Origin of the sequence: Streptomyces sp. NPDC101234, assembly GCF_044767525.1 — a bacterium.
Taxonomy (GTDB): Bacteria; Actinomycetota; Actinomycetes; order Streptomycetales; family Streptomycetaceae; genus Streptomyces; species Streptomyces sasae.
Map to the genome: position 1 here is coordinate 291,582 of NZ_JBIWOA010000010.1, position 12,815 is coordinate 304,396.

Here is a 12,815-nt window from a genome sequence, read left to right on the forward strand (position 1 = left end):
GACCCGCCGCCCGTGGGGCGGTCAGGTGGGAGTTCGAAGCCTCCACTTGTGGGCCGGTCCAGCTAGCCGTGAGGCATACCTGTCCGGCCGGTCGTCACACAAGGCTAGCAGTAAAGGCGGGGGAGGGCTAATTGAGACGACCTGGGGCTAAGTAAGAGCCCCAGGTCCCCTGCGCCTATCGTGTGGGGCATGAGTGAGACGCCCCTTCCCGGCCCCGATGACGCCGGGCAGCCCGACTTCGACGAGATGACCCGCGACATCGCCGAGGTCCCCGCGGTCGAGGTGATCGTGACGGTCGCCGTCAACCTGATGAGCGCGGCCGCCGTGAAGCTCGGTCTGACCGAGGAGGGCGACAAGTACAAGGACCTGGACGAGGCCCGCAAGCTGGTCACCGCCCTCGCCGGACTGCTCGACGCCTCGGCGACCGAGATCAGCTCCTTCCACGCGGCCCCCCTGCGCGACGGCCTGAAGTCGCTCCAGCTGGCCTTCCGCGAGGCCTCGATCGTCCCCGACGAGCCGGGCCAGGGCCCCGGCGAGAAGTACACCGGCCCGGTCTACGGCTAGATCAGACCTTCACGTACAAGGGCTCGCCCGGAGGCGTGGTTCCGGCCGGCAGCAGTGCCAGGTCGAGGCCGCGCACCAGGCGGGCCCTCAGTGTTCCGTCCGCGGCGAGCCGCTCGGCGACGGCCTGGGCGGTCTCGGCGGGCGGCGCGGCGGCCGGGTCCAGTACCAGCGCCAGGGTCCCGTCGGCCGGTCCGGGGCCGAGGTGCGCGCGCAGCACGGCGGGCTCGGCGGCCACCGCGGCGCGGACGGCTTCCCGCACCGCCGGGTCGGCGAGCGGATCTGCCGTCGTACGCCCCTCGGCGAGGGCCAGCAGCGCCGGCCCGGTCAGTTCGAACGGCACCGGCCCCGACAGGTCCAGCACCACCGTGTCCGCCTTCTCGTGCGCGGCGGCCTGCAGCGCCTGGTGCAGGGGTACGGCCACGGGCCGGGCCGCCGGGTCCCAGCGGGCCAGCGACTCGGTGGAGGTGAACGCGGGCAGGGCGGTGCGGTGGCCGGCCTTCAGGGTGGGCACGGCCATGTCGCTGGTCTTCTCGCGGCGCAGCCCGTTCTCGTCCTCCTCGACCTCGCCGAGCACGGCGACGACCGGCACCAGCAGCCGGGCTCCCTTCAGCGCCTCAAGGACCGGGGCGACGGCCGTCCGGTCCTCGGCCCAGGCGGCCAGCGCGGCGGCCAGCCGGGGGTCGGCGGTGCCGTCGTCGTCGGAGTAGCCGGAGTCGGGAATGTTCTTGTTCGCCACGGTCCCCGACCCTATCGGTGGGAAGCTGCTGCGGTTGTGCGGCCCCCGAAACCCCGTCGACACAGCTTTCACGGGAATCTCAGGTTTCCCTGACCGACTTCTAACTTCGGGCTAACGGGGCACACAGTCCCCGCCCCGAGCATCGCGGGCATGGAGTCCCCCAGAGCCACCCCCGAAGCCCGCCGAGGCCGCCGACGCGCCCGCCCACCGCGACGCCGCGCGCTGCTCTACACGAGCCTCGCGCTGGTCGCCGTCGTCGGCGTCACGGCGGCCGGGACCGTGTATGTGAAGGCGCACGCGGGCGACTACAACGGCACCGTATCCTCGGCCGGGTCGCCGTCGGCCTCCTCCTCGGCCCCGGCGAACGGGGAGGCATCGGTGGAACCAGTGACGGAGCCGGCCGTGGACCGGGACGCGCTGCTGAGTACGGCGCTGAAGTCGGTGACCGTGCCGTCCGGGGCGAAGGTGTCGGCCGCGGTGCTGGACCTGGACTCCGGCGACAGCGCGGCCTACGGCGACGCGGCCTTCGACACCGCGAGCATCGTCAAGGTCGACATCCTGGCGGCGCTGCTGCTGCAGGCGCAGGACGCCGGGCGGCATCTGACGGCGACGGAGAAGGCGTACGCCACGAAGATGATCGAGAACAGCGACAACACGTCGGCGTCGGAGCTGTGGGACATCATCGGCAAGGCGGCGGGGCTGGACGCGGCGAACAAGCGGTTCGGGCTGACGGGGACGGAGGGCGGCGACGGGGCGCTGTGGGGGCTGACCCAGACCACCGCCGCCGATCAGCTCACCCTGCTCCGGCAGGTGTTCGGGGACGATTCCAAGCTGAGCGAGGCCTCGCAGGCGTACATCCAGGGGCTGATGAAGACGGTCGAGTCGGACCAGCGGTGGGGGGTTTCGGCCGCCGCCGACGGTTCGCAGTTCGCGCTGAAGAACGGGTGGCTGGCCCGGAGTACGACCGGGCTGTGGGACGTCAACAGCATCGGGCGGGTGACGGTGGGCGGGACCGACTATCTGGTCGCCGTGCTGTCCAACGGGACGGTGAGTCAGGCCAAGGGGATTTCTCTGGTGGAGGCGGCTGCGAAGGCGGCGGTGGGTTCCTTCAGGGAAGCTGATTCGTCCCCGTCGGCTTCGGCTTCGCAGTAGGGGTGGGGGCGACAGGTTCCGTGGCGGCTGCGGCTGCGTGGAGGCTGGTCGCGCAGTTCCCCGCGCCCCTTCGGGGCGCGTAGCTGTCAGGGCGTCTCGAAGGACCGGCGGCGACTTCGCCACATGACCACCGCCGCCACCAGCAGGACCCCGCCCGCGCCGCCGGCCAGAGGGGCCGCCCAGTCGGAGGTGCTCGTCGTGTTCTTCTCCACGTCCGGGCCCGAGCCGAAGTACCTCTTCCCGTACGACGCCGACGTCAGGTTCTCCGTCCTGAGCTTGGCCGCCGCCTTGATGGCCGCCGCCGGGTCGATCATGCCGAAGCCGCGGGAGTCGTCGCGGCCGCCGCTCGGCGCGTTGCGGGCGGTGTCCTCCACGAGCTTCTTGATCTGGGCCGGGGTGAGGCCCGGGTGGGCGGCCTTGATCAGCGCCACGGCCCCCGAGACGAAGGCGGAGGCGGCGCTGGTGCCCCAGCCCTCGTAGTACTTGTGGTCCGGGTCGGCGATGACGATGTCGTCGCCGGGCGCACTGACCGTGGCGTACCAGCGGCGGGTGGAGAAGGAGGCGCGGGCGCCGAACTTGTCCACCGCGGTGGCGGCGATGACCCCCGGGTAGGCGGCCGGGTAGGAGATGTGGTCGCCCTTGTCGCCGCCGTTGCCCGCCGAGGCGACGACCACGACGTCCTTCTTCAGGGCGTACTGGATGGCCTCGTCCTCGCTGGGCTCGGGGTGCGCGGAGTCGGAGTCGTCGCCGAGGGACAGGTTGATGACGTCGGCGCCATGGTCGGCGGCCCAGCGGATGCCCTCGGCGAGGGCGTTGCCCCGGATGGAGCGGGCCTTGGAGCGGGCGCTGTCGCCGTCCTCCAGGATGACCCGTACGGGGAGGATCCTGGCCTCCGGGGCGACCCCCATCACGCCGTCGCCGTTGCCCAGGCCATGGCCGTGACCGGCGATGATGCCGGCCATGGCGGTGCCGTGCCGGGCCCAGTCGCGGTCGCCCGGACCGGCACCGAAGCCGATCATGTCCTTGGCGGCCAGGACGTTGCCGACGAGATCCGGATGGTCCGCCTCGACGCCGGTGTCCAGGACGGCGACGGTGATGCCCTTGCCTTTGGTGGTCTGCCAGACCTCGTCGAGATGGAGGGCGGACAGGCCCCACTGCTGGGCGCGGATACTGTCGGCGTACGCGGTGGTGGACGGCAGGAGGGCGAGCGAACCGGCGAGCAGCAGGCTCACCGCGGCCCCGGTTGCGCGGCGCTTCATGAGGGCTTCTCCGTTGCCGTGCCGACGATGTACTGGCGCAGTCGCCGTTCGACGCGGTCGGCGAGGCCCTGCGCCTCGTTGCCGAGGCCGGCCTGGGCGGCGGGCGTGATGGCGCCGGACACCTCGGCGTCGGCGGCGGGCTGCGGGGAGTCGACGGTACGGCCGTCGGCCCAGCCGGAGACGGCGTAGGAGACGACCGGGGCGTCGGCGAGCACGGAGATGGTCCAGGAGGCGCGCTGGTGCGCTCCGAACCGTTCGGCGGCGGTGCCCTTCGCGGCGTACGGGAGGGGCAACAGGTCGGTACGGCGGTCCAGGTGCTCGGTCTGGAACCGCTTGGCCAGGGCGGCCATGCCCGCCGGGTCGGCCTTGGTGAACAGCAGCCCCACGGTCGTCACATAGCTCTGGGTGGCGTCGGTGTAGGTGGCGCGGATCAGGCGCTGGCAGCCGACGGGGGCGAGCACCTTGCGCAGCAGCGGGTCGAAGGCGTCGGCGCAGCCGGTGGCCGGGGCGACGGCGATCCGCGTCCAGGTGCGGTCGGCTCCGCCGGGGCCGGCGCCGGTGCCCTGGACGGTGGGCGGGAACAGTTCGTCCACGGGCACGTTGTGCCACAGCCCCGCGGCCGAGCTGAAGGTGCTCGCCGTGCCCGTGTCACCGCCGTCGTCGAGGAGCCAACTCCCGGTCACCGCACCGCCGATGAGCCCCAGACCGAGCACCATGCAGGCGGCGGCCGCGGCGGTACGGGGCGCCACGCGACCGATCAACGACCGTCCCCGGCCTCGCTCGTCGTACCCCTCCGGCTCGCCGAAGGACACAATGGGCCGGTCCCGGCCGGGACTTCCCGCGGAGGCGGTCCAGGACATCGCGGGGTCCGGTCCCGGGCCGTGATAGGGCGAGGGAGCGTCGTAGTACGGAGGCGGAGCGACGGGATGCGGCACGGTACCGGAGTCCGGGGCGGTCACCGAGGCGGCCGAAGGACGCGGTGGGGCACCGGCCGAGGTGGAAGTCGTCGAGTGTGCCGTCGCTTCGGTGGCCGGGAACGAGCTGCCGGGCGCCGGCGGACGGGCGGCGGCCGGGCGGGGCGGGAGGTTGTCGGTCGCCGGGGGCTCGGCCGGTCGCGGTGGAGCGGCCGGGGGCTCGGCCGGGCGGGGCGGAACGCCGGTCGCGGGGGGCTGCGGAGCGGTCCTCGGGGGTGTCGTGGGGCGCGGTGGGGCCGTCGGTACCGGGAACGTCCGCATGTGCGGGCTCCATGCGCTGCCCGACTCCGGCGTGCCTATCGTGGTCGGGAAGTCATTGCGGGGCCGCTCGGGCCGCCTGGACCCGGCCACACCGGTGCCACCCTCGGTCGTATCGGCCGAGGGCGCGGACGTGGTCCCCGGGCGTACGGCCGACGGCCGCGACGGGTGCGGCGCCCTGTCGGCTCCGCGCCGCTCGTCCGACGACGATTCCGGTTCCGATTCCGGTTCCGCCGAAGCACGCGGGGGGCGAAACGATCCGGTCGTCTCCGACGCGCCCTCCGGACGCCGGACCGACGGCCCCGGCCCGTACGACAGCCGAAACGGCGGCGCTACACGACCGGACTCCCGCCCCGGAGCGGCAGGCGGCACAGCGCGCCCCGTCACCCGCCCGGAATCCGCAGACGGCGCAACACGCCCGGACCCCCCGGACGGCCCGAAACGACCGGTCCCCCCACCGGAAGACACCGGCGGCACACCTCGACCAGACTCGCGGCCCGAGCCCGCGGACGGCCCGAGACGACCGGGCTCCCCGCCGGAAGGCGCAGACTGCCCCGCACGACCAGTCCCCCCGCCGAAAGACACCGGCGGCACGGCGCGACCGGTGCCCCCGGCGGGAGGCGCCGGGGGTGTGTCCGGGAAGCGGGCCGATGAGGGGGGTGCGGTGGTCGTGGACTGGGACGGAGGGCCCTGGGGTGGGCGGAGGTTGGGATAGCGGGGGCGGGTGATTCGGTCTGCGGATGCCGCGCTGCCGACCGGCCGGTCCCCCGCGTTCTGCTCGCCCTGCCCCACCGCACCGCCCCGACTTGTCCGGTCATCACGACTCTGCTGCCCGTCGGACCGTCCCGGCAGCTGGTCCTGCCCGGTAGCGTCGGCCCCACCGGTGAATACGTCGGACCGGGGCGACCCATTCACTCGACTCACCCGGTCGAAGAAACCGGGCCCGTCGGTGCGGCCGGACGTACCGGCCGCACCCGGCGCCGTACCCCGGCCGGCCTCACCGTTTCCGCGGTCACCGCCCGTCGGCGCGGGCTGCTGTGCCGGTGTCGTGGCGGCCTCGTCGGACCCGGGACGTCGTGGGATCGGGGCGTGCCGCGCTTCCATGCTCATGCGCCCCCCGTTTCCTCGTACCCGGGCCTGCTCCTCGTACGGGCCGTCGTGCTTCCCGGTGCGAAGACGTCCGCCCCGGGCACGCATACCCGCACGCGCGGATCCGCATCCCGGCGCGGGTCAGGCGACCGGGGTCGTTCCGCCGTACGTGCGCGTCACTCTACGGGTTGTGCGACGGCAAACGGGAACCAGTCCGCGGCCCCGGGGCATCTGCCCGTATCGTCCCCCTACCCTGCGGTAATCCTGTCTGGCAGGCTTCGTTCATGACTGCGCGCGCCGCCGACCGGGCCCGTTACGACCGGGCCACCGCCCATCTGGACGCCCCCCTCGCGATCGTGGACCTGGAGGCCTTCGACGCCAACGCGGATGATCTCGTTCGACGGGCCGGCGGCAAGCCGGTGCGGGTCGCCAGCAAGTCCGTGCGCTGCCGGCACCTGCTGGAACGGGTCCTCGCGAAGGACGGTTTCGCCGGGATCATGTCCTTCACGCTCGCGGAGTCGCTGTGGCTCGCGCGCTCGGGGTTCGACGACATCCTGCTGGCCTATCCGTCCGCCGACCGGGCCCGGTTCGCCGAGCTGGCCGCGGATCCCAAGCTCGCCGCCGCCGTGACGGTGATGATCGACGACCCGGCCCAGCTCGACCTGATCGACGCCGCCCGCGACGGCGGGAGCGAAGTGGTCCGGGTCTGCCTGGAGTTGGACACCTCCCTGAAGATGTTCGGCGGGCGGGTGCGGGTCGGGGCCCGGCGCTCGCCGCTGTACTCCCCCGCCCAGCTCGCCGACCTGGCCCGGACCGTGGCCCGGCGGCCGGGCTTCAAACTGGTCGGGATCATGGCGTACGAGGGGCACATCGCCGGGGTCGGGGACGCGGTCGTCGGCCGGCCGCTGCGGTCCCGCGCGGTCCGGCTGATGCAGGCCACCGCCCGCCGTGAGCTGGCCGAGCGGCGCGCCGCGGTGGTGCGCGCGGTCCGGGCGGTGACGCCGGACCTGGAGTTCGTGAACGGCGGCGGCACGGGCAGTGTGCAGACCACGGCGGCGGAGGACGCGGTCACCGAGATAGCGGCGGGTTCGGGCCTGTATGTGCCGCGTCTCTTCGACAACTACACGTCGTTCACCGGCCGGCCGGCCGCGCTGTTCGCCATGCCGGTGGTGCGGCGGCCCGGTGTCGGCGTGGTGACCGTGCTCGGCGGCGGCTACCCGGCCTCGGGCGCCCCGGGCCCCGACCGGCTCCCGGTGCCGTACCTCCCGGAGGGGCTGTCCTACGACCCCCAGGAGGGCCCCGGCGAGGTGCAGACCCCGCTGCTCGGCTCCGCGGCGGACGACCTGCTGATCGGCGACAAGGTGTGGTTCCGGCACGCGAAGGCGGGCGAGCTGTGCGAGCGGTTCGCCGAGTTGCAGCTGATCGAGGGTGACCGGGTGACGGCGACCGTACCGACGTATCGCGGTGAAGGTCACACCTTCCTCTGACGCTCTGTCCTGCCGGCCCGCCGGCCTACTGGCGCGCCGGGCGGATGCCCTTCGTGATCTCGTCCATGTCGGACAGGGGCGGTCCGTCCGGGCCCGCGTCGAAGGCGAAGCGGACGACGACCGGGGCCGGGATGCCGGAGGCGGACGGGAAGGCGAGGGACTGGACATAACCGCCCGGTCCCTCGGCCGTCCTCACCCGCCAGCGCACCAGGTATCCGTCGCGGCCCGCGACCGCGACCCGGCCGGCCTTGACGACCTGGTGGGAACGGATGCCGCCGTAGGGCCGCCGGCCGCCGGGGTCGTGCCCGTACGCCGTCTCGGCCGCGTCGGGTACGTCGCGTTCGGCGACGGTGCGCGGTGAGGCGCCCTCGGCCCGGTCCGCCGTACGGCTGATGACCTGGCCGTGGCGGCAGCGCCCGGTGCGGGCGGGGCAGTCGTAGGTGCCGTCGGTCGTCATCACGACGTCGTCCTGGGCGATGGCGGACGGGCTGGTCCAGCCGGTCGGCACCGGCAGGGTGATGCCGTTGAGCTCGTCGACGACGAGGGACGGGGCGGCGGGCGGTCCGCTGGGGGCGGTGTCGATCGTCGTGTCGCCCGTGCCGCGCACCTCGTCCGTGCGGACCACGGTCGCGCCGGTGACGATCGCCGTCGCCAGCACGGCCCCGGCGGATATCAGCGCGACCGCCCTGGCCCGCCGGCCGGACGCCCCGGCCGCCGGGGTCGGCGGCACGGGGAGGCCGGACGGGGTGCGCCCGTGCTCGGTCCAGGCCTCTCCGTCCCACCAGCGCTCCAGGTGCGGGGCGTGCGGGTCGGAGTACCAGCCGGGCGGCGTCATGCTCACTCCCGCACTGTAGGACGGGAGTCGGGGCGGCTCCTACAGGGGTGTGACGTACGCCCCGGAGATCCCGCCGTCGACGAGGAAGTCGCTGGCGTTGACGAAGGAGGAGTCGTCGCTGGCCAGGAAGGCGACGGCGGCGGCGATCTCCTCGGCCTCGGCGAACCGGCCCAGCGGGATGTGGACCAGGCGGCGGGCGGCCCGCTCGGGGTCCTTGGCGAACAGCTCCTGGAGCAGCGGGGTGTTGACCGGTCCGGGGCAGAGGGCGTTCACGCGGATGCCCTCCCGCGCGAACTGCACGCCCAGTTCACGGGACATGGCCAGAACTCCGCCCTTGGAGGCGGTGTAGGAGATCTGGCTGGTCGCCGCGCCCATCCTCGCCACGAAGGACGCCGTGTTGATGATGGAGCCCTTGCCCTGCTGCCGCATGTAGGGGATGGCGGCCTTGCAGCACAGGTAGACGGAGGTGAGGTTGACCTCCTGGACGCGCTTCCAGGCCTCCAGGCCGGTCTCCAGGATGGAGTCGTCGTCGGGCGGCGAGATACCGGCGTTGTTGAAGGCGATGTCGACGCTGCCGTAGGTGTCGAAGGCGGTCTTGAACAGGGCCTCCACCTGTTCGGCGTCGGTGACGTCGACCTTGACGAAGATCCCGCCGACCTCTTCCGCGGCGGCCTTGCCGCGGGGCTCGTCGACGTCGGCGCAGACGACGTTGGCGCCCTCCGACGCCAGTCGCCGTGCGGTGGCGAGGCCGATGCCGCTGCCGGCCCCGGTGATGACGGCCGTACGGCCGACGAGCCGGCGGCAGACGGTCTCCGCGGACTCTGCGGTCTCTTCGGTGGATGCGGTCACTGTGCGGGGCCCTCCGTGCTGATGAAGACGTTCTTGGTCTCGGTGAAGGCGGTGAGCGCGTCCGGGCCGAGTTCACGGCCGATCCCCGACTGCTTGAAGCCGCCGAAGGGGGTCCAGTAGCGGACGCTGGAGTGGGAGTTGACGGACAGGTTGCCGGCCTTGACGGCCTGCGAGACGCGCAGCGCACGGCCCACGTCCCGGGTCCAGATCGAGCCGGAGAGGCCGTACTCGGTGCCGTTGGCGAGCCGGACGGCCTCGGCCTCGTCGTCGAAGGGGATGACGGCGGCGACCGGTCCGAAGACCTCCTCGACGGCCACCCGCGCGTGCGGGTCGACGCCGGTGAGGACGGTCGGCGGGAACCAGAAGCCGGGGCCTTCGGGGGCCTTGCCCCGGATGCCGGGCGCGTCGGCGTCGACGTACGAACGGACCCGTTCCAGCTGGGCTTTGGAGATCAGCGGGCCCATGTCGGTGCTCTCGTCGGCCGGATCGCCGACGGTGACGGACTCGACGGCGGGGGCGAGGAGCTCCAGGAAGCGGTCGTAGACCGGGCGTTGGACGAGGATACGGGTGCGGGCGCAGCAGTCCTGCCCGGAGTTGTCCAGGAAGGACATGGGGGCGGCGGCCGCGGCGGCCTCGATGTCGGCGTCGGCGAAGACGATGTTGGGGCTCTTGCCGCCGAGTTCGAGAGTCACACGCTTCACCTGGTCGGCGCAGAGCGCCATGATGCGCTTGCCGACCCGGGTGGAACCGGTGAACACGATCTTGGCGACGCCCGCATGCTTCACGAGTGCCTCGCCCGCGATGTCACCACGGCCGGGCAGTACCTGGAAGAGATGCTCGGGCAGCCCTGCCTCCAGGGCGAGTTCGGCGAGGCGGAGCGCGGTGAGGGGGGTCGTCTCGGCGGGCTTGAGGAGCACCGCGTTGCCGGCGGCGAGGGCGGGGGCGGCGCCCCAGGCCGCGATGGGCATGGGGAAGTTCCAGGGGGCGATGACGCCGACGACCCCGAGGGGTTCGAGGAGCGTCACGTCGAGACCGCCCGGTACCGGGATCTGACGGCCGGTCAGTCGCTCCACGCCGCCGGCCGCGTAGTCGAGCAGATCCCGGACGTTGCCGGCCTCCCAGCGGGCGTTGCCGACGGTGTGCCCGGCTTCCCGGACCTCCGACTGGGCGAGTTCTTCCCGGTGTTCGTCCACGACGACGGCGAAGCGGCGCAGCAGCCGGGCCCGGTCGGCGGGTGCGAGGGCGGCCCATCGCTCCTGGGCCTGCGCGGCCCGTCGTACGGCGGTGTCGACGTCTTCCTCCGCGGCGCCCGGGACGGTGGCGATCACCTCCTCCGTGGCCGGGTTGAGGATGTCGAGTTCGTACTGTTGCGACAAGTCGTGCCTCACATGCGTTCGAAGGAGCGGCGCAGCTCCCAGTCGGTCACCGCGGCGTCGAAGGCCTCCAGCTCGACGCGGGCCATGTTGCGGTAGTGCGCGACGACCTCGTCGCCGAAGGCGGCCTTGGCGATGGGGCTGTTCTCCCAGAGTTCGGCGGCCTCGCGGAGGGTCGTCGGGACGTGCGCGAAGTCGGCGGAGTAGGCGTTGCCCGCGCAGGCTTCGGGGAGTTCGAGCCGCTGCTCTATGCCGTACAGCCCGGCGGCGACCAGTCCGGCGACGGCGAGGTGCGGGTTGACGTCGCCGCCGGGCAGCCGGTTCTCGAAGCGGAGCGAACGTCCGTGGCCGACGACTCTGAGCGCACAGGTGCGGTTGTCGTGGCCCCAGGCGACGGCGGTCGGGGCGAAGGAGCCCGGCTGGAACCGCTTGTAGCTGTTGATGTTGGGGGCGTAGAGGAGCGAGAAGTCGCGGAGCGCGGCGAGCTGTCCGGCGAGGAAGTGCCGCATGACGTCGGACATGCCCTCGTGGGAGGCGAAGACGTTGTGGCCGTCCGTGTCCGTCAACGACAGGTGGATGTGGCAGGAGTTGCCCTCGCGCTCGTTGTACTTGGCCATGAAGGTGAGCGAGACGCCCTCCTGGGCGGCGATCTCCTTCGCGCCGGTCTTGTAGACGGCGTGCTGGTCACAGGTGACCAGGGCCTCGTCGTAGCGGAAGGCGATCTCGTGCTGCCCGGGGTTGCACTCCCCCTTGGCGGACTCGACGGTCAGCCCGGCGCCCGCCATCTCGTTGCGGATCCGGCGCAGGAGCGGCTCGATCCGCCCGGTGCCCAGCACCGAATAGTCGATGTTGTACTGGTTGGCCGGGGTCAGCCCTCGGTAGTTCGCGTCCCAGGCGGCCTCGTACGTGTCCTTGAACACGATGAACTCCAGCTCCGTACCGACCTGTGCGGTGTAGCCGAGTTCGGCGAGGCGCTCCAGCTGGCGGCGGAGGATCTGGCGGGGTGCGGCGACGACCGGGGAGCCGTCGTTCCAGGCGAGGTCGGCGACGAGCATCGCGGTGCCCGCGTTCCAGGGCACGCGGCGGAGGGTGGCGAGGTCGGGGTGCATGGCGAAGTCGCCGTAGCCACGGTCCCAGGAGGACATGGCGTAGCCGTCGACCGTGTTCATCTCGGTGTCGACGGCGAGGAGGTAGTTGCAGCCCTCGGTGCCGTGATGGAGGACTTCGTCGAGGAAGAAGCGGGCGGCGAACCGCTTGCCCTGCAGGCGCCCTTGCATGTCGGGGAAGGCGAGGACGACAGTGTCGATCTCACCGCTCGCGACGAGGGTGTGCAGCTCCTCGACGCTCAGCGGGGGTGTGCGGTCTGCCACGGGGGAGCTCCTTCGGCTTCTTTCACGCTGATGCTGCTGGTGCTGCCGGTACTACTGGTGCTGCGCTTCTGCGGCCGGGCCGGGAGCTCTAAGGTATTGAAGAGAACCATTGCTTGGGAAGGGGGTACGGCCATATGTCACTGGACGCGGACGGCGCCCTCGACGACGCGCTGACGCCTGTGCTACGACCCGTGCGGGCGGGCAACGGCTTCGAGGAGGCGCTGGAGCAGATCCTCCAGGTCGTCCGGCTGGGCCTGGTTCCGGGCGGCGAACGGCTGCCCGCCGAGCGGGAGCTGGCGGAGCGGCTGGGGATCAGCCGGGTGACGCTGCGCGAGGTGCTGAAGGTGCTCCAGGACCAGGGTCTGGTGGAGTCCCGGCGCGGACGGTACGGCGGCACCTTCGTACTGCCGCGCACGGACGCGGGCGGCGAGGACGAGCTGCGGCGCCGGATCGCCGAGGTGGACATCGAGGACGTGCTGCGCTTCCGGGAGGTGCTGGAGGTGGGCGCGGCGGGCCTGTGCGCGGCACACGGCCTGACCGACGACCAGGCGGCCCGGCTCCGGGAAGCCCTGGCCCGCACCCACGAGGCACCGCTGGCGGACTACCGCCGCCTGGACACCCTTCTCCACCTCACGATCGCCGAGCTGTGCGGCTCCCCCTCCCTCACCGCCCAGTACGCGGCGGTACGGGCGACGGTCAACGACCTCCTCGACTGCATCCCGCTCCTGGTCCGTAATCTGGAGCACTCGCAGCGCCAGCACATCGCCCTGGTGGAGGCGGTGCTGGACGGGGACGCGGACGGCGCGCGGGAGATGATGCGGGAGCACTGCGCCGGGACCGCGGCGCTGCTACGGGGCTTTCTGGCGTAA

General features: G+C 72.6%; 11 protein-coding genes. 4 read left to right on the forward strand and 7 right to left on the reverse strand.

Annotation, left to right across the window (positions count from 1 at the left end):
- The first annotated feature begins 189 nt into the window (after nucleotides 1–189).
- Nucleotides 190–564, forward strand: coding sequence for a DUF1844 domain-containing protein (locus tag ACIRR9_RS20640; protein WP_123978403.1), 375 nt, complete (start codon nucleotides 190–192; stop codon nucleotides 562–564).
- Between the two features lies 1 nt (nucleotide 565).
- On the opposite strand, the gene ACIRR9_RS20645 is transcribed toward ACIRR9_RS20640, so the two are convergent.
- Complete coding sequence (locus ACIRR9_RS20645) at nucleotides 566–1,300, reverse strand: SseB family protein (protein ID WP_384564251.1); 735 nt, start codon at nucleotides 1,298–1,300, stop codon at nucleotides 566–568.
- A gap of 150 nt (nucleotides 1,301–1,450) precedes the next feature.
- Here ACIRR9_RS20645 and ACIRR9_RS20650 point away from each other — a divergent pair, with 150 nt between their 5' ends.
- On the forward strand, nucleotides 1,451–2,452 hold the full coding sequence (locus tag ACIRR9_RS20650) for a serine hydrolase (RefSeq protein ID WP_403753641.1): 1,002 nt from the start codon (nucleotides 1,451–1,453) through the stop codon (nucleotides 2,450–2,452).
- A gap of 86 nt (nucleotides 2,453–2,538) precedes the next feature.
- Here ACIRR9_RS20650 and mycP read toward each other — a convergent pair whose 3' ends face one another.
- Entirely contained in the window at nucleotides 2,539–3,711 is a 1,173-nt protein-coding gene (gene mycP, locus ACIRR9_RS20655; RefSeq protein WP_403753644.1) for a type VII secretion-associated serine protease mycosin, read from the reverse strand.
- On the reverse strand, nucleotides 3,708–4,460 hold the full coding sequence (locus ACIRR9_RS20660; RefSeq protein ID WP_403753647.1) for a hypothetical protein: 753 nt from the start codon (nucleotides 4,458–4,460) through the stop codon (nucleotides 3,708–3,710). Before ACIRR9_RS20660 ends, mycP begins: the two co-directional genes overlap by 4 nt.
- Before the next feature lie 1,856 nt (nucleotides 4,461–6,316).
- Between ACIRR9_RS20660 and ACIRR9_RS20665 the strand changes: the two genes are divergently transcribed.
- Nucleotides 6,317–7,519, forward strand: a complete 1,203-nt coding sequence (locus ACIRR9_RS20665; RefSeq protein ID WP_403753650.1) for an amino acid deaminase/aldolase — start codon at nucleotides 6,317–6,319, stop codon at nucleotides 7,517–7,519.
- Nucleotides 7,520–7,544: 25 nt separating this feature from the next.
- Here ACIRR9_RS20665 and ACIRR9_RS20670 read toward each other — a convergent pair whose 3' ends face one another.
- From ACIRR9_RS20670 to ACIRR9_RS20685, 4 genes are read right to left on the reverse strand one after another with little or no spacing between them, the layout of a single operon-like run.
- A complete protein-coding gene (locus ACIRR9_RS20670) occupies nucleotides 7,545–8,354 on the reverse strand; it encodes a DUF2510 domain-containing protein (protein WP_403753729.1) in 810 nt (269 codons plus the stop codon).
- 39 nt (nucleotides 8,355–8,393) lie between these two features.
- A complete protein-coding gene (locus ACIRR9_RS20675) occupies nucleotides 8,394–9,203 on the reverse strand; it encodes a 3-oxoacyl-ACP reductase (RefSeq protein WP_403753653.1) in 810 nt (269 codons plus the stop codon).
- Nucleotides 9,200–10,579 (reverse strand): aldehyde dehydrogenase family protein, encoded by a 1,380-nt coding sequence (locus ACIRR9_RS20680; protein WP_403753656.1) that lies wholly within the window; start codon nucleotides 10,577–10,579, stop codon nucleotides 9,200–9,202. Before ACIRR9_RS20680 ends, ACIRR9_RS20675 begins: the two co-directional genes overlap by 4 nt.
- Before the next feature lie 8 nt (nucleotides 10,580–10,587).
- Nucleotides 10,588–11,946, reverse strand: a complete 1,359-nt coding sequence (locus tag ACIRR9_RS20685) for a glutamine synthetase family protein (protein WP_403753658.1) — start codon at nucleotides 11,944–11,946, stop codon at nucleotides 10,588–10,590.
- Between the two features lie 134 nt (nucleotides 11,947–12,080).
- Here ACIRR9_RS20685 and ACIRR9_RS20690 point away from each other — a divergent pair, with 134 nt between their 5' ends.
- Nucleotides 12,081–12,815, forward strand: a complete 735-nt coding sequence (locus ACIRR9_RS20690; RefSeq protein WP_403753661.1) for a FadR/GntR family transcriptional regulator — start codon at nucleotides 12,081–12,083, stop codon at nucleotides 12,813–12,815.